Source organism: Streptomyces sp. NPDC048270, from assembly GCF_040652335.1.
In the GTDB taxonomy this organism is placed as follows: domain Bacteria; phylum Actinomycetota; class Actinomycetes; order Streptomycetales; family Streptomycetaceae; genus Streptomyces.
Map to the genome: position 1 here is coordinate 231,341 of NZ_JBEZLV010000003.1, position 16,292 is coordinate 247,632.

15 protein-coding genes are annotated in these 16,292 nt (G+C 72.9%); 4 read left to right on the top strand and 11 right to left on the bottom strand.

Translation table 11 applies throughout. From position 1 onward, the window contains the following. The 4 genes from AB0D66_RS04350 to mce all read right to left on the bottom strand — a co-directional run bounded on the left by AB0D66_RS04350 (window position 1) and on the right by mce (window position 7,323). The gene (locus AB0D66_RS04350) at window positions 1-1,041 is read right to left on the bottom strand and encodes an ABC transporter ATP-binding protein (RefSeq protein ID WP_362296378.1); all 1,041 of its coding nucleotides are present in this window, start codon (window positions 1,039-1,041) and stop codon (window positions 1-3) included. A 102-nt stretch (window positions 1,042-1,143) separates the two neighbouring features. Further along, entirely contained in the window at window positions 1,144-2,082 is a 939-nt protein-coding gene (locus AB0D66_RS04355) for a cellulose-binding protein (protein WP_030386920.1), read from the bottom strand. A 194-nt stretch (window positions 2,083-2,276) separates the two neighbouring features. After that, window positions 2,277-6,713, bottom strand: a complete 4,437-nt coding sequence (scy, locus tag AB0D66_RS04360; RefSeq protein ID WP_362296381.1) for a polarized growth protein Scy — start codon at window positions 6,711-6,713, stop codon at window positions 2,277-2,279. A 181-nt stretch (window positions 6,714-6,894) separates the two neighbouring features. After that, on the bottom strand, window positions 6,895-7,323 hold the full coding sequence (mce, locus tag AB0D66_RS04365) for a methylmalonyl-CoA epimerase (RefSeq protein ID WP_362296384.1): 429 nt from the start codon (window positions 7,321-7,323) through the stop codon (window positions 6,895-6,897). A gap of 137 nt (window positions 7,324-7,460) precedes the next feature. On the opposite strand from mce, the gene AB0D66_RS04370 reads away from it, so the two are divergent. Both AB0D66_RS04370 and meaB read left to right on the top strand, forming a co-directional pair. Next, the gene (locus tag AB0D66_RS04370; RefSeq protein ID WP_362296387.1) at window positions 7,461-8,663 is read left to right on the top strand and encodes an acetyl-CoA C-acetyltransferase; all 1,203 of its coding nucleotides are present in this window, start codon (window positions 7,461-7,463) and stop codon (window positions 8,661-8,663) included. Between the two features lie 52 nt (window positions 8,664-8,715). Continuing rightward, window positions 8,716-9,678 (top strand): methylmalonyl Co-A mutase-associated GTPase MeaB, encoded by a 963-nt coding sequence (gene meaB / locus AB0D66_RS04375; protein WP_362296390.1) that lies wholly within the window; start codon window positions 8,716-8,718, stop codon window positions 9,676-9,678. A gap of 210 nt (window positions 9,679-9,888) precedes the next feature. Here the strand turns inward: meaB and AB0D66_RS04380 are convergent, their stop codons facing one another. The 5 genes from AB0D66_RS04380 to AB0D66_RS04400 form a co-directional block, all read right to left on the bottom strand. Next, window positions 9,889-10,458, bottom strand: a complete 570-nt coding sequence (locus AB0D66_RS04380) for a PepSY domain-containing protein (protein ID WP_362296393.1) — start codon at window positions 10,456-10,458, stop codon at window positions 9,889-9,891. Window positions 10,459-10,574: 116 nt separating this feature from the next. Further along, complete coding sequence (locus tag AB0D66_RS04385) at window positions 10,575-11,051, bottom strand: MarR family transcriptional regulator (RefSeq protein ID WP_362296744.1); 477 nt, start codon at window positions 11,049-11,051, stop codon at window positions 10,575-10,577. Window positions 11,052-11,119: 68 nt separating this feature from the next. Continuing rightward, window positions 11,120-11,923 carry an AIM24 family protein gene (locus AB0D66_RS04390; protein ID WP_362296747.1) on the bottom strand — a complete coding sequence of 268 codons (804 nt, stop codon included), beginning with the start codon at window positions 11,921-11,923 and terminating at the stop codon, window positions 11,120-11,122. Between the two features lie 11 nt (window positions 11,924-11,934). After that, window positions 11,935-12,585 (bottom strand): AIM24 family protein, encoded by a 651-nt coding sequence (locus AB0D66_RS04395; RefSeq protein WP_362296396.1) that lies wholly within the window; start codon window positions 12,583-12,585, stop codon window positions 11,935-11,937. Beyond that, window positions 12,585-13,223, bottom strand: coding sequence for an AIM24 family protein (locus AB0D66_RS04400; protein WP_362296399.1), 639 nt, complete (start codon window positions 13,221-13,223; stop codon window positions 12,585-12,587). The genes AB0D66_RS04395 and AB0D66_RS04400 overlap by 1 nt, the downstream gene beginning before the upstream one ends. A 215-nt stretch (window positions 13,224-13,438) precedes the next feature. Between AB0D66_RS04400 and AB0D66_RS04405 the strand changes: the two genes are divergently transcribed. Next, window positions 13,439-13,783 carry a DUF3817 domain-containing protein gene (locus tag AB0D66_RS04405; protein ID WP_362296402.1) on the top strand — a complete coding sequence of 115 codons (345 nt, stop codon included), beginning with the start codon at window positions 13,439-13,441 and terminating at the stop codon, window positions 13,781-13,783. Further along, window positions 13,780-14,076: an MTH1187 family thiamine-binding protein gene (locus AB0D66_RS04410; protein WP_257554101.1), complete on the top strand. Its 297-nt coding sequence runs from the start codon at window positions 13,780-13,782 to the stop codon at window positions 14,074-14,076. Before AB0D66_RS04405 ends, AB0D66_RS04410 begins: the two co-directional genes overlap by 4 nt. A 78-nt stretch (window positions 14,077-14,154) precedes the next feature. Here the strand turns inward: AB0D66_RS04410 and AB0D66_RS04415 are convergent, their stop codons facing one another. Further along, window positions 14,155-15,171 (bottom strand): glycoside hydrolase family 6 protein, encoded by a 1,017-nt coding sequence (locus AB0D66_RS04415; protein WP_362296405.1) that lies wholly within the window; start codon window positions 15,169-15,171, stop codon window positions 14,155-14,157. A 72-nt stretch (window positions 15,172-15,243) separates the two neighbouring features. Further along, window positions 15,244-16,242 carry a DUF5937 family protein gene (locus AB0D66_RS04420; RefSeq protein ID WP_362296408.1) on the bottom strand — a complete coding sequence of 333 codons (999 nt, stop codon included), beginning with the start codon at window positions 16,240-16,242 and terminating at the stop codon, window positions 15,244-15,246. Between the last annotated feature and the right edge of the window lie 50 nt (window positions 16,243-16,292).

Sequence of the window (16,292 nt, forward strand, 5' to 3'; positions counted from 1 at the left end):
TCACTCGCCGCCCTTGCGCTGCGCGTCGAAGCCGGAGCCGGCGCCCCAGGCGGGAACGTCGGCCGGCCGGGCCGGGTTGTCGGGGGCCATGCCCGGCGGGACGACCGGGGTGCCCGCGGCTCCCGGCAGGCCCGGCGCGTGGGCGTGGTACTCGACGGAGTCCGCCGTCATGCGCATGAACGCTTCCTCCAGTGAAGCCCGTTGCGGGCTGAGTTCGTGCAGCACGATCTGGTGCTGGGCGGCCAGTTCGCCGAGCCGCTCCGGGCCCACGCCGTCGATCTCCAGCGCACCGGTGGCCGGAACGCTGATGGCGTCGATCCCCGCCTCGTGCAGGACGTCCTTGAGTCGCTCCTGCTGGGGCGAGCGCAGCCTGACGTAGCTGCGCGAGTTCTGGTGGATGAAATCAGCCATCGACAGGTCGGCCAGCAGCTTTCCCTGTCCGATCACGACCAAATGGTCTGCGGTCAGCGCCATTTCGCTCATCAGATGGGAGGAGACGAAGATCGTCCGCCCCTCCGCCGCCAGCGCCTTCATCAAATTCCTGATCCAGAGAATTCCCTCGGGGTCCAGACCATTGACGGGTTCGTCGAACATCAGGATTTCCGGATCACCGAGCAGTGCGGAGGCGATTCCCAGCCGCTGGCCCATGCCCAGGGAAAATCCTTTGGACTTCTTCTTCGCCACGGCCGTCAGCCCGACCAGGTCCAGGACCTCCCCGACCCGGCTCTTCGGGATCCGGTTCGACTCGGCGAGGCAGAGCAGGTTGTTGTAGGCGCTGCGTCCACCGTGCATGGACTTGGCGTCGAGCAGCGCTCCGATGTACTTCAGTGGCTCCGGCAGGTCCCGGTAGTGCTTCCCGTCGATCCGGACCGTGCCGCTGGTCGGATTGTCGAGGTCCAGCATCATGCGCATGGTCGTCGACTTGCCCGCCCCGTTGGGGCCGAGGAAGCCGGTCACCACCCCCGGTCTGACCTGGAAGCTGAGGTTGTCCACGGCGGTCTTCGCGCCGAATCGTTTGGTAAGGCCCTCGAGCTCGATCATGCGGGCCACGCTAGAGCGCCGAAGGGCCGTACGCCACCTCAAACAGGTGACGTACGGCCCTCGATCGGACGCTGCGGGCGCGAGCGGCTCCCGCCGGCCCGGCTAGCGGCTCTGCTGCGCCGGGACGCCGCGGGTGACCGGCTCGTCGTCGACGATCGGGTTGGCGGCCGCGACGGCCGCACCGGTCAGCGTCGCCAGCATCTCGCGGACGTTGGTCAGCTGCGCGTTGATGGAGTCGCGGCGGTTGGTGAGCGCCGCCAGCTCGCGCTCCGACTCGCTGCGGATACGGTCCGCCTTGGCGTTGGCGTCGGCCACGATGTCCTCGGCCTGGCGCTGCGCGGTCTCCACGGTCTGGCGGGCGCGGCGCTCCGCGTCCGTACGGAGCTTCTCGGCCTCCAGGCGCAGCTGCTCCGCGCGGTGCTCGATCTCCGCCAGGCGCTTCTCGGCCTTGGCCTGACGCGAGGCCAGGTCGCGCTCCGACTGCTCGCGGCGCTTGGCCAGGTTGGTCTCGAAGTCCGCGGCGGCCTGGGCGGCCTTGGCGCGGGTCTCCTCGAACAGGGCGTCGGCCTCCTCGCGCTTGGAGGCGGCGTCCTTCTGGGCCTCGGCGCGCAGGGTGGAGGCGTCGCCCTTGGCCTTCTCGACGATGCGGACGCCCTCGTCCTCCGCCTTCGACTTGCGGTCGGCGGCGAACGACTCGGCGTCGTTGCGCACCTGCTGGGCGGCCGACTCGGCCAGCTCGCGGTGCTGCTCGGCCGCGCGACGGGCCTCCTCGCGCAGGTCCTTCGCCTCCTCCTCGGCCAGCCGCAGGATCTTCTCGACCCGGGCGCCGAGGCCGGCGTACGACGGCTCGGCGTCGTTCACCTGGGCCTGGGCGTTCTGCGTCTCGAGGTGCAACTCCTCGATCCGCTTTTCCAGAGAGTTGATACGTCCAAGGGCGCTGTCGCGGTCGGAGACCAGCTTGGTAATGCGGTCGTCCACCTGACCACGGTCGTAACCACGCCGCACGAGCTCGAAGCCGAAGGGGGAGGAAGTGTCGCTCATGGGGTTCCTGTCGAATGAGACCGATGAGGTGCTACGTGAGGTGTTAAGGGGAATCCTAGGCGCCCGAGCGGCGTGTCATCGAGTCAATCCACGTTTGATCTGGACAATGACACCCCTTTTGAGTGGCAAGGCGACGGATTGCTTGTCACCCGTTCGCCTGAACCTCCATCAGGAGCACACGTCCTGTGCACCGACTAGCCCTCTGACGCCTTGCCACCCGAACGAGTGGACCCCGCTGCCGCGCCGGCCTTCACGCCCCCCGCGCCCTGGCCGCCGACCCCGGGCTTTCCGCCGCCCGAAGGCGCCTCGAATGATTCCAACGCCTCAAGAACGTCCTGGACACGGGAGATCTCCGCCTGAATGTCCTCGCGGCGGCGCACCAGGACCTCCAGCTCACGGCGGCCCTCGTCGACGAGCCGTTCGGCCTCCGCCTTCGCCTCGGCGAGCGCCTTCTCGGCCGCCCGCGCCAGTTCGGCCTTCTTCTGCTCGGCCTCCTTCAGGAGCCCCTCCGCCTTGCGCACCGCCGCGATGCGCACCTTGCTCGCCTCGCTGCTCGCGTCCGACACCAGCTCCTTGGCCTTCGCCTCGGCCTCGACGCTCTGCTCGGTCGCCGCACGCACCAGCTTGTCCACGCGCTCGCCGGCCGACTTCATCTGCTCGGCCGACTCCCGGCGGGCCCGCTCGTGCAGCTCCTCGACCTCGGCCTCGACCCGGCCGCGCAGCTCCTCCGCCCGCTCCCTTATGGCCGACGCGTCCGTACGCGCCCCGACCAGCAGCTCGTCCGCGTCCGTACGGGCCTTCTCCACCAGGGAGTTGCCCTCGACGGTCGCCTCCGAGGTGATCCGCGCGGCCTCCTTGCGGGCCGCGTCCACCATCGCGTCGGCCTGCTCCTCGGCGGCCGTGGTCGACGCGAGCGCCTGCTTCTGCGCCTCGGCGGTGAGCTTGTCGGCTTCCGCCGACGCCTCCGTGATGAGCCGGTCCACCTGCTCGGCGGCCTCGGTCCGGCGCTTGTTGGCCTCCTCGCGCGCCTCGTCCAGCAGCCGCTCGGACTCCGTACGGGCCTCCGCGCGCATCCGCTCGGCCTCGCCCGCGGCCTCCGCCTTGACCCGCTCGGCCTCCGACCGGGTGCGCGTCGCGTGCTCCTGCGCCGAGGACAGCGCCTCCGACGCCTCCGCGCGCAGCCGTTCCGCCTCGTTCGCGGCCTCGCCGACCGTGCGCTCGTTCTCCTTGCGGGTCTGCGCGGTGAGCCGCTCCGCTTCCGCGGCGGTCTCGATGGTGAGCCGGTCGGCCTCCGCCGCGGCCTCGGTGATGAGCCGGTCGACCTGCTCGGCGGCCTCGCTGCGGCGCTTGTTGGCCTCCTCGCGGGCCTCGTCGAGCATCCTCGCGGACTCCTGCTCGGCGCTCGCCAGCGTCTCGTTCGCCGCCGCCGTGACCCGGTCCGCCTCCGCGGTGGCCTCGCCGATGATCCGGCCGCCCTCCGCGCGGGCGTCGTCCAGTGCCCGTGCCGCCTCCGCGCGCAGCCGCTCCGCCTCCGCCGCGGCCTCGCCGACGGTGACCTCGTTGGCCGCCCGGGTCTCGTCGACCAGCCGGTCGCCCTCGTTGCGGGCGTCGACCAGGATGCGCGTGGCGTCCCGCTCCGCCGCGACCAGGGTCTCGGCCGCCTGGGCCGTCAGGCGCTCCGCCTTCGCGCGCAGCGCCTGGGCCGCGGCCTCCGCCTCGCCGACCGTGGCGGCGTTCGCGGCCGCGGTCTCCTCGGTGAGCCGCTCGGCCTCCGCCGCGGCCTCGGTGATGAGCCGGTCCGCCTGCTCGGCGGCCTCGGTGCGCAGCCGGTTGCCCTCGGCGCGGGCCTCGTCCAGGGTGCCGGCCGCCTCCGCGCGGGTGGCGTCCGCCGCGGCCGCCGCCTCGCCGCGGATCCGGTTCGCGTCGTCGCGGGCGTCCGCCCGGGTCCGGGCCGCGTCCCGCTCCGAAGCAGCCAGGGCGTCCGTGGCCTCGGTGCGCACCCGCTGCGCGTACTCCGCCGTGTCGCTGCGCAGCTGTTCGGCCTCGGCGATCGCGTCGCCGACCGTGCGCTCGGCCAGCGCCTTCGCCGCGTCCGTCTCGGCGCGCGCCTCCGTGCGGATCCGGTTCGCGTCCCCGGTGGCCCGCTCCCGCTCCTCGTACGCGTCGGCGCGGACCCGCTCGGCCTCTTCCTCGGCCTCGGTCCGGGTCCGCTGCGCCGCGTGCTCGGCCGCGCTGCGCAGTCCGGCGACCTCCTCCTCGGCCTGCTCGTGCAGACCGGCCACGGAGTCCCGCACCTGCTGGGCGGTGGCCTCCGCCGCCGCCACCAGCTCCGAGGCGCGCCGTTCGGCCTCCTCGGTCAGCCGGGCCGCCTCCGCCTGCGCCTCCTCGGAGCGCTTGCGGGCCGCGGCCAGCAGCTCCTCGCTCTGCTCGCGGGCCTGGGCCCGCTCGTTCTCGGCGTCCGTCCGCGCCGACGCCAGGGTCTCCTCGGACTCCCGGCGCCGCCGGGCGGCCTCCTCCTGCGCGGCGGCCAGCGCCTCCGCGGCCTCCGCGGCGACCCGCTCGGCCGCCGTCTTCGCCTCGGCGCGCAGCCGGTCCGCGGTCTCCTGGGCCTCGGAGCGCACCCGCTCCGCCTCGGCCTCGGCCTCGCCGCGCAGCCGCACGGCGACCTGCTCGGCCTCCGCGCGCACCCGCCCGGCGTCCTGGGCCGCGTCGGTGCGCAGCTGGTCGGCCTCGGCCTCCGCCTGCGTCTGGAGGGTGCGGATCCGCTCCGCCGACTCCGCCCGCAGCCGGTCGGTCTCCTCGCCGGTCTCCCGGCGGATGCTCTCCGCCGCCGACCGGGCGTCGCGCAGGGTCTGCTCGGCCGTGGTCAGCCGGCCCTCGGCGTCCGTGTGCAGCCGTACGAGTTCCTCGTCGGCCTCCGCGCGCTTGGCGGCCAGCGCCTGCTCGGTCTCCTCGCGCCGGGCGAGCGCCGCCGCGTCGGCCTCGGCCCGTACGGCCTCCGCCTGCTCCTCGGCGTCGGCACGCAGCCGCTCCGCCTCGGCGCGGGTCCGCTCCAGGGTCTCCTCGGCCTGCCGGCGCAGGGTGGTGGCCCGCTCGACGGCCTCGGCGCGGACCCGCTCGCTCTCGGCGTTGGCCCCGCCGCGCAGTTCGTCCGCGTCCGCCTTGGCCTTGCCGAGGAGCTCCTCGGCGGTCTTGGCCGCCTCCTCGATCTGCTGGACCGCCTCGCGGCGGGCCTCGCCGCGGATCCGCTCGCCCTCGGCGACGGCCTCGGCGCGCAGCTGCTCGGCCTCCCCGCGCAGCCGCCGGGCCTCCTCCTGGAGTTCGACCGTACGGGCCCGGTACTCCTCGGTGTCGTCCTTCGCCGCGCCCTTGAGCTCGTCGGCCGTGGCCGCCGCCTGGGCGCGCAGCCGCTCCGCCTCCGACTCGGCCTCGCGGCGGATCCGCTCGGCCTCCTCGGACGCGGCCTTCGTGGTGGCCCGGGCGTCCTCCGAGGCCTTGTTCAGCACGTCCTCGGCGGTGCGGGCCGCCTTCGCCAGTTGCGCCGCGGTGTCCTCGGCCGCGGCCGTACGGGCCTGCTCGCCGGCCTCGGTGCGCAGCCGCTCGGCCTCGGCGCGGGCGTCGGCAAGCGCCTGCTCGGCCTCCCCCTTGAGGGCCTCGGCCTCCTTGGTGGCCTCGCCGACCAGCCGCGCCACCTGCTCCTTGGCGGTACGGGTGCGCTGCTCGTTGACGGACTCCGCCGAGGCGAGCTGCCGGGCGGCGCTCTCCTTGGCCTCCGCGAGGACCTTCTCGGCCGCCGCCCGCGCCTCGCGCAGGGCTCCGTCGGCCTCCTGCACCCGCTGCTCGGCGACCCGGCCGAGGTCGAGGGTCTGCTGGCGGGTCTGCTCCGCCTCGGCGGAGGTGGTGGAGCGCAGCCGCTCCGCGTGCTCGGTGGCCTCCTGGGCCTGCGCGGAGGCGGCGGTCAGCAGCCGCTCGGCCTCCTTGCGGGCGCGCAGCAGGGTGGCTTCGGCCTCGGTGCGGGAGGCCTCGGCGTCGGCGGCGATGCGCCGCCGGGTCTCCTCGGCGACCCGGGCGGCCTCGGCGCGGGCCGCGTTCAGGGACTGCTCGGCCTCGGCGCGGGACTCCTCCATGAGCCGGCGCGCCTGGGACTCGGTGCGGGCGCGCAGCTGCTCGGCCCAGGCCACGTTCTCGTTGACGTGGGCCTCGACGGTCTGGCGGCGCTCGGCCAGCTCCTGGTCCAGGCGCTGGCGCCGGTTGACGGCCTCGGCGTGCAGTTCGGCCTGGAGGCGCGCCTGGTGCTCGGCGTGCTCCTGGAGGATGCGCTGGGTCTGCGCACGGGCGTCGCGCAGCTCGCGCTCGGCGTCGGAGCGCATCTGGTCGGCCTGGATCTGGGCATTGCGGAGCAACTGCTCCGCCTGGTACCCCATGTCCGCGCCGTCATAGGCGGGGCGGGACGCCAGAGAACGGCGCACCTCGTGGAGCTTGGCGCGCAGCACCTCGACCTGGTATCCCAGGTCCTCAGCGTGCTGGACGGCCTTCCCGCGCTCCTTCTTCAGCCGCTCCATCTCGGCCTCGAAGCGCGAGAGATGGTCGGCCTCGGCCTGATGGCTCTCCTGGCTTTCGTAGCCCCGCACAGCGCGGTCCCATCCGTCCCCTGGTCGCAAGCTCAATCCCAATGAGCATCGCTCGCCCGCTGAACGACGCCCCCGGGGGAATGGTGTCAGATACCGGGGCAGGGGTCACAGGCCCCGACCCCGTCTCCGCACCGAACCCCGGCCGAGCCATGGCCACTCTACCGGCCGGGGATACGGGACATCAGTGGTCGGGGTTGGAGGTGACGAGCTCGGTCAGGACTCCGTGGCAGTCCTTGGGGTGGAGGAAGGTGATCCGGGAGCCCATCGAGCCGATGCGGGGCTGGTCGTAGAGGACGCGGACGCCCTTGCCGCGGATGGCCTCCGAGTCGCCGTCGACGTCCTCGGTGCCGAAGGCGATGTGGTGGACGCCCTCCCCGTTCTTCGCCAGCCACTTGCCCACGGCCGAGTCCTCGCGGGTCGGCTCGAGCAGCTGGAGGTAGGAGGCGCCGCCGTCGGACGTCTCGTTGATTTTGAGCATGGCCTCGCGAACGCCCTGCTCCTCGTTGACCTCGGTGTGGAAGACCTCGAAGCCGTACGTGGCACGGTAGAACTCGACGGTCTTGTCGAGGTCGAAGCAGGCGATTCCGATGTGGTCGATCCTTGTCAGCATGGGACCAGTGCACCGCCGGGAGGGGGGGTCACGCAACGTGCCAGCGATCACACCGACAGGCCGGTGACGCCGCGGGTACTGCTCAGTACATTCAGGTAAACCCTCGTTCACTCCTCATCCTCAAGGGGCTGTGCCTCATGTCCGGAACGAACAACACCACCTCAGTGATCGTCGCCGGGGCCCGCACGCCCATGGGGCGGCTGCTCGGATCGCTGAAGTCCTTCTCGGGTGCCGACCTCGGCGGGTTCGCCATCAAGTCCGCGCTGGACCGCGCCGGGATCGCCGGCGACCAGGTGCAGTACGTGATCATGGGGCAGGTGCTCCAGGCGGGCGCAGGCCAGATTCCAGCGCGACAGGCCGCCGTCAAGGCCGGGATTCCAATGAACGTCCCCGCGCTCACGATCAACAAGGTGTGCCTCTCGGGTCTGGACGCCATCGCACTGGCCGACCAGCTGATCCGTGCGGGTGAGTTCGACATCGTGGTGGCCGGCGGCCAGGAGTCCATGACCAACGCCCCGCACCTGCTGTCCAAGTCCCGCGAGGGCTACAAGTACGGCGCGGTCGAGATGCTCGACGCGATGGCCTACGACGGCCTCACCGACGCCTTCGAGAACATCGCGATGGGCGAGTCGACCGAGAAGCACAACACCCGCCTCGGCATCGAGCGCGCCCCGCAGGACGAGTTCGCCGCCGCCTCGCACCAGCGGGCCGCGGCCGCGCAGAAGAACGGCGTCTTCGAGGCCGAGATCACCCCCGTCGAGATCCCGCAGCGCAAGGGCGAGCCGGTCGTCTTCTCCCAGGACGAGGGCATCCGCCCGGAGACCACCGCGGAGTCCCTCGGCAAGCTGCGCCCGGCCTTCGCCAAGGACGGCACGATCACCGCCGGCACCTCCTCGCAGATCAGCGACGGCGCCGCCGCCGTGGTCGTGATGAGCAAGGCCAAGGCCGAGGAGCTGGGCCTGGAGTGGATCGCGGAGATCGGCGCGCACGGCAATGTGGCGGGCCCGGACAACTCGCTGCAGTCCCAGCCGTCGAACGCGATCCTGCACGCCCTGAAGAAGGAGGGCCTGGAGGTCGCCGACCTGGACCTCATCGAGATCAACGAGGCCTTCGCGGCGGTCGCCGTGCAGTCAATGAAGGACCTCGGGGTCACCCCGGAAAAGGTGAACGTCAACGGTGGCGCCATTGCCCTGGGGCACCCGATCGGCATGTCCGGCGCCCGTGTGGTGCTGCACCTGGCGCTGGAGCTGAAGCGCCGCGGCGGCGGCACCGGCGCGGCCGCGCTGTGCGGCGGCGGCGGCCAGGGCGACGCCCTGATCGTCCGCGTGCCCAGGGCGTGACCGGGTACCGCACCCGCAGGAAGCCGTACGAGAACCGAGGAGCGCAGCACGTATGACGGCGGTGGACGTCCCCCAGCTGGTGGCCCAGGCACGTGAGGGCAGGCCGAGAGCGGTGGCCCGGCTGATCTCGCTGGTGGAGGGGGCGTCCCCGCAGTTGCGCGAGGTGATGGCGGCGCTGGCCCCGCTCACGGGCAACGCGTACGTGGTGGGGCTGACGGGGTCGCCGGGCGTCGGCAAGTCGACCTCGACCTCGGCGCTGGTGTCCGCGTACCGCAAGGCCGGCAAGCGGGTCGGCGTCCTCGCCGTCGACCCGTCCTCGCCGTTCTCCGGCGGCGCCCTGCTCGGCGACCGGGTGCGCATGTCGGACCACGCCTCCGACCCCGGGGTCTACATCCGGTCCATGGCCACCCGCGGTCACCTGGGCGGTCTCGCCTGGGCCGCCCCGCAGGCGATCCGGGTGCTGGACGCGGCCGGCTGCGAGGTGATCCTGGTCGAGACGGTCGGCGTCGGCCAGTCGGAGGTGGAGATCGCCGCCCAGGCGGACACCTCGGTGGTGCTGCTGGCCCCGGGGATGGGCGACGGGATCCAGGCCGCGAAGGCGGGGATCCTGGAGATCGGCGACGTGTACGTGGTGAACAAGGCCGACCGGGACGGCGCGGACGCCACGGCCCGGGAGCTGAACCACATGCTGGGCCTGGGGGAGTCCCGGGGGCCGGGTGACTGGCGCCCGCCCATCATCAAGACCGTCGCCGCACGGGCGCAGGGCATCGACGAGCTCGTCGAGGCGCTGGAGAAGCACCGGGCGTGGATGGACGAGCGGGGGGTCCTGGCGGAGCGGCGCACGGCGCGGGCGGCGCGGGAGGTCGAGACGATCGCGGTGACCTCGCTGCGGACCCGGATGGCCGATCTGCACGGGGACTCCCGGCTGGAGGCGCTGGCCGCCCGGGTGGCCGGGGGCGAGCTGGATCCGTACGCGGCCGCCGACGTCCTGCTGGACAGCCTGACCGAAGCCTGATGCGGGACGGGCGCGCCGACCCTAGACTGGCGAACGCCCGGATTTCCCCGATTCAGGGAGTGGCTCATGGCCAAGCGCGGCAACAAGAAGCGAGCACGCAAGAAGAAGAAGGCGAACCACGGCAAGCGTCCCAACGCCTGACCGTGCCGCCCGAGCAGTACGGAAAGGAGCCGCGCCCCCTGCCCGGGGCGCGGCTCCTTTCCGCAGGCGTCAGCCGTTGTCGTTGCCGGAGTCGCCGTCCGAGTCGGCCTGCTCGGTGACCTTGCCGGTCGAGGCGTCCACGGAGGCGTCCCACGTCTTGCCGTCGGAGCCCCGCACCTCGACGTGCCAGGAGGCGGCCCTGCCGTCGTCGTCGGAGTCCCACTCGACCGTCCAGACCTGCCCGGGATGGGCGGCGACGGCGGCCTTGGCGGCCTGCTCGGCGGTGACCTTGGCGGCGAGTAGGTCCTTGTGCTCGTTGCTGTCCTGGTCGGTGTCCACGTTCCGGCGGGTGACCGCGCCGCTCGCGGCGTCGACCTCCAGCTCGGCGTGGCCCTTGCCGTCCTTGGTGATCACGTCCACGTGCCAGACGTTGGCCTCCCGGTCGAGGGATTCGACCACGCCGGGGTAGTTCTTCAGGGCCGCGGCGAGCGCGGCCTCCGCCGTGACATCGACCAGCGGGGCCACGGCCGTGGGGGCGGTTCTCGCCGTGTCGGCGGGGGCCGCCGTGGCGGCCGCCACCGGGCCTGCCACCACCAGGACCACGGATGCGGCCGCGGAGACGTACACGTTGCGCTTCATGGGCTGGACCTCCTCAGGCCGGCCGTACCGCCTGCGGTTGCCCGCGGGCGGGCGGCCGGCAGCGAGCGTTCCCAGCCATTGTCGTGCCGATCGCCCTCCGGCGCGTCCCGGGGCGGTCAGGCCTTGCCGCGGTTGCCGCGCAGGTGCTCCGCGACCGGGTTCAGCGACTCGCGCAGCGCGGCGAGGGCCTGCGGCGGCAGCAGGTCGATGAAGTGCCGGCGGACGGACGCCACGTGGTGCGGGGCGACCTTGCGCATCGTGTCCATGCCCTCGTCCGTGAGCACCGCGAACAGGCCCCGGCGGTCGGACTCGCAGTTCACGCGGCGGACCAGGCCCGCCGCCTCCATGCGCGTGATCTGGTGGGACAGCCGGCTCTTGGACTGCAGGGTGGCGGTCGCGAGATCGCTCATGCGCATCCGGTGCTCCGGCGACTCCGAGAGGTTCACGAGGATCTCGTAGTCGTTGTTGGTGAGTCCGAAGGGCTGGAGGTCCTTTTCCAGCTGGTGCATCAGCAATCGGCTGACGTCCAGGTGGGTGCGCCAGGCGCACTGCTCGGCGTCGGTCAGCCACCGGGTTGCCGTGTCGGTCTCCATGGTCTCCATGAGTGAACTCTACCTAAGAAGTTGAATTGCGTACAAAATAGGAGCGTGCGAGCGGGGTGTCACAGTCCGAAGCGGCGCTGGAGATCACCCAGCTGCCCCGGCATCCGCGGCACGCCCAGCTGCCCCAGCGGACCCTGTCCGGCCCCCGGAACCCCCTGCGCGTTGCCCGTGGCCGCACCGGCGCCGACCGTGCCGACCGCCTGCTCCGCCATCAGCATCTCCGACGACTGCAGCAGCACCGTGCCCGCGCCCACGAACTCGAACTGGTGCTCCTCGCCCGAGGCGCCGCCGAGGCCGCTCAGCGAGCGCAGGCCGCCCATCACGCCCGACATGTAGCCGTGGTCGTAGTGGTGGCAGGGCGAGGGGCAGTCCGCCCAGCCCACCAGGGCCTGCGGGTCCACGCGCACCGGCGGCTCCATGAACACCACCGGCCCGTTGGAGGCCGCCACGAACTTCCCGGTGCCGATCAGCGTCAGGAAGCCCGGCACGATCGACTGCTTGAGGGCGAGGGAGGGCTGGTAGGCGAGCAGGTTGCCCGACCGGATCGTCAGGTTCCCGTTGTCCAGGTCGTACGAGTTCACGTCGAAGGCCCGGTCGGCGAGGAGCATCTTGCCCTGCCCCTCGGCCACCACCCAGTCGCTCGCGTGCAGCGGCGAGTGGAAGCTGGTGCGCAGCAGCCGGTCGAAGCGGCCGTGGCCGATGCCGTTGAACTCGATGCTCCCGTAGTACGAGATCATCTTGCCCTTCTGCAGGAACCACTGGCTCCCCTTGAGCTCCACGCAGAAGGTGTACGCGTTCACGTTGTCGTCGGAGGGCAGGGTGTACGGGTCGAAGACCGTCGGGCCGCCGGGTCCGCCCGTCACGGGGCCAAAGTTCACAGCTTCTCCTCCGAGGCCTGTACGTACACCGCGCCCTGGCCGGACAGCTCCAGCTGGAACGCCTCACCCGAGCCGCGCCCCACCATGTCCCGCCAGCCGAGCGCGGTGGAGAGCTTGTTGCGGACGTCGCCGTGGTGCGCGACGTACGCCTGCGGGTCCACGTGGACCGGCCGGTTCGGGTGGATGGGGAGTTCGATGACCCCGCCGTGGGCCATCACGGCCACCGAGCCGTGGCCCTTGAGGGTCGTGGTGAACAGGCCCTGGCCGGTCACCTGGCCCCGGACCATGCCCATGACGCCGCCCTGCGAGCCCATGAACATCGTGCCCTGCTGGAGCGTGCCGTCGAACGCCAGCAGCCGGTCCGCCTCCACGTACAGCGTCTCGCCGGTCAGGTTGATCACCTGGATGTGGTGGCCGCCGTGGCCGAACATCACGGTGCCGCTGCCCTCGACCGACATCAGCGGGGTCTGCTCGTTGGCGACCCGGCGCCCGATCATGCCCATCACCCCGCCCTGACCGCCGGTCAGGCTCGGGGTGAAGGAGACCTCGCCGCGGTACGCGAGCATCGCGCCGCGCTGGCTGTACATCTTCTGCCCGGGGACCACCTGGGCCTCGACCATCTTCGAGTTGACCTCGCGGAACGGCATCAGACGTCGCCCCCGACGGTGTTGCGCTCGCTGGGCTGCACGTACACCAGGCCCTCGCCCTCGAAGCGGATCTGGAAGGACTCGCCGGAGCCCTCGCCGATCAGGGTGCGGAAGTTCACCCCGGACTGGAAGGACTGCTGGAGGTTGCCGGTGTGCGCGACGTACGCCCCGGGGTCGACGGAGAGCGGGTACTGGGCGCTGACGCGCAGCACCACCGCCGGGCCGTCGGACATGATCGCCGCCTGACCGCTGCCCTCGACGGTCGTGGTGAACAGGCCGTTGCCCGTCGTCGCCCCGCGCAGACCGGTGAAGGTCGTGCCGGTGCGCAGCCCGCCGTCGGTGCACAGCAGGTTGCTGGACTCGACGTAGAGCTTCTCGCCGCGCAGGCTGACCAGGTTGATCTCGCTCGCGCGGTCGGCGAAGAAGCAGGTGCCGTGCCCCTGCACTTCCATCACGGTCATCTGCTCGCCGGTGAGGCGGCGGGTCACCATCCCGCGGATGCCTTCGCCGCCGCCGGACATCTTCTTGAAGGCCATCTGACCGTCGTACGCGACCATGGAGCCGTTCTTCGCTTTCACGGCATCCCCGGTCAGGTCGACGGCGAGCACCTTGCTGCCTTGGAGTCGGAACTGAGCCACGGGATGACGTTATCGGCAGCGGGCGGACGCGAACAGGGCCCTGAGGCCGATATACGCCACACCCGGGCGGTTTCAGCCGCGATTCGGGACGACTCGGGGCATCGGCACACGCCCCCGCCGTCCGCGGACCCCGGCGGACCGGGGCCCGGGTCAAGATCCCGCAAAGCGGCTGAGACACTGGAACCGCCCCAGGCCGCCCACCCCGAAGGTTCCCCGTGGACATCAAGACCGCCTCCGCCCTGCACCGGCTGCGCCTCATCTCCGTCCCGGAGGCGCTGTCGTTCCCGGCTCTGCTGATCTTCGGCTCGCTGCTGAGCCGGATCTCGGACATCGACTACCTGATGATGCCGCTCGGCGTCCTGCACGGGATCCTGTTCGTCATCTACTCGATCTTCCTGCTGGACGTCTGGAACAAGGCGAAGTGGCCCGTCAAGAAGGTCGCGCTGTTCTTCGTGCTGGCGCTGCTGCCCTTCGGCGGCCTGTACGGCGACCGGCTGCTCAAGCGGGACGAGTCCGACAGCGTGATCGCGGCCCGCGCCCGGCAGGCGGCCGAGGCATGATCGTCGCGTTCTCCGTGACCCCGCTGGGGGTCGGCGAAGAGGTCGGGGAGTACGTGGCCGACGCGGTCCGCGTGGTCCGCGAGTCGGGGCTGCCCAACCGCACCGACGCCATGTTCACCACCGTCGAGGGCGAGTGGGACGAGGTCATGGACGTGGTCCGGCGTGCGGTGGCGGCCGTCGAGGAGCGGGCGCCGCGCGTCTCCTTCATCCTGAAGGCCGACATCCGCCCCGGGGTCAGCGACGGCATGACCTCGAAGGTCGAGACGGTGGAACGCCACCTCGCCGGAGGCTGAGGCCCCGCCCGGCCCGTCTCCTGAGCGCCCCTGGCCCGGCCGGCCGGGGGCGCTCTCGCGTGGGCGCTCCCCGTACGGTCACTCCCTGGCCCGGCGGGCCAGCCCCAGGGCGTAGTCGGGCCACCACTCGCCGGCCCGCGGGCCGCCGCGGCAGGGGCCGTCGGACTCGCCGGGCCGCTTGATCCAGAGGTACGCGTCGACCAGCGGGTCGTCCGTCCTGTCGGTCGGCGGCGTCCCCAGCGCCCGGCCGGGCGGATTGCACCGGGCCTGCTCGCGCCCGCCGGGCAGCGGGCCCTCGCCGTTGCGGCTGGTGTCGACGACGAAGTGCTTGCCGCCGGCGGCCCGGGAGATCCTGGCCCCGTACGCCCGGGCGGCGGCGTCGGGCTGGGAGTCGGCGACGTTGAGCGCGAAGCCGTCGGCGCGGGCGAGGCCCGCCTTCCGCAGCGGCTCGGCCAGGTCCGCAGGGTCCGTGATCCAGGCCGGGTGGCCGGCGTCCAGGTAGACCTTGGTGCGGGGGTTGCGCTTCAGCCGGCCGACGGCCTCCGAGAGCAGCCGGTAGCGCTCGGCGCGGTGTTCCGGCCGCAGGCAGCCGTCGACGATGGAGGGGACCGCCTCCGGCTCCAGGACGACGACGGCCGCGGTGTCCCCGATGCCGTCGGCGAAGGCGCCGATCCAGGTGCGGTAGGCGGCGGCGCTCTTGGCGCCGCCGGCCGCCGGCCGGCCGCAGCCGCGGTGCGGGAGGTGGTGCGCGGCGAGCACCAGGGTCCGCCCGGCGGCCCTGGCGCCGGCCGCTGCCCGGCGGACCGCGGGGCCGGGATCGCCGCCGGGCCACAGGGCCGCCGGCCGCTCCGCGATCCTGCGCAGCACCTGGGCGTCGCTGTTGCGGCCCGCCGCCTCCCAGGCGGCGACCTGCCGGGCGGCCCTGCTGTGCGGGTCCACCCAGTACGGGGAGGCGCCGGCCCCGGTGGCGGGGGAGGGCGGGGCGCCCGGGGATCCCCGTCCGGGCGCGGGCTCCCCGGAGCACGCGGCGGCGGCCGCGAGGCACAGCAGGAGGCCGAGGACGGTGACGGGGCGTCTGGAAACGGCGGGGGGCATCCGGCTTCCTCGGGACGAAGGATTCGGACAGCGGACCGGCATATCGTGACATGACGGTCAGTTGCCGCCGCCTTACGACACCGTGGGCTCACCCGTGGTCAGCGCGATGGCCAGCGGGGTGCGTTCGTAGAGGACCTGGTGGCGGTGGCGGCCCGCCACGAGCAGGCCCGCCGCCCGCAGGACCCCCAGATGCGCCGAAACCGTCGACGGCGCCAGGCCGAGCCGGTGGGCCAGCGCCGTGGTGGAGGCGGGTTCGTCCAGCGCGCACAGCACCTCGGCCCGGGCCCGACCCAGCAGACGGGCCAGCGCCTGCGGGGCCGGGCCGGCCGAGGCCGTCCACAGGGCGCCGATGCCGCGCGCCGGATAGACGAGCGTCGGCTGCCACGGAGGGTCGTAGCCGCCGACCACGTCCGGCCAGCCGAACGCGCTCGGCATCAGCAGCAGCCCCTGCCCGTCCAGCGCCCGGTCGTGGTGGCCGGGCTTGGCGATGGTCAGCGTGTCCGTCTCCCCGTGCCACCGCAGGTCCGGGTGCAGACCGTCGAACAGGGCCTCCAGGCCGCCGGCCGCCAGCCGCCGCGAGTGGAACAGGATGTCCGCCTCCAGCAGCCCGCGCAGCCGCGGCCAGTGCGGGGCGACCAGGGCCTCCCAGGCCCGCTCGGTGAGATCGGCCAACTCCCGCACCGCCCGCGCCGGATCCGCCAGCATCCGCTGCCCGATGCCGCTCTCCAGGGCGCCCGGCGTGCAGGCCAGGGAGAGCCGCAGGTCCTCGCGCGCCGCCTGCGCGTCGGCGGCCCGCACCCGCGCCAGCTCCTCCTCGAAGGTGACGGACGGGCCGAGCGGCGGCGGGCTGAGGAAGTCCGGATTGTGTCCCGCGCGGGGCATCAGCAGCCACAGGGGCCGCAGGTCCAGCCCGTCGGCCGCGGCCCGGACCTGCCGGAGCCAGGGCAGGTGGTAGGTGTGCCGGGACGGGCGGAGCAGGGCGCGGACCGCCTCCTGCGTCTCCCAGCGGGGCGAGACCGCGAACCGGCACCGCAGCAGGTCGCCGGGCCCGAAACGAAAGTGGAACCCCACGGTGCCCCTGCCTCCCCGCCCTCGCGCCCCGGGGCGCCCGCCCCTGGATT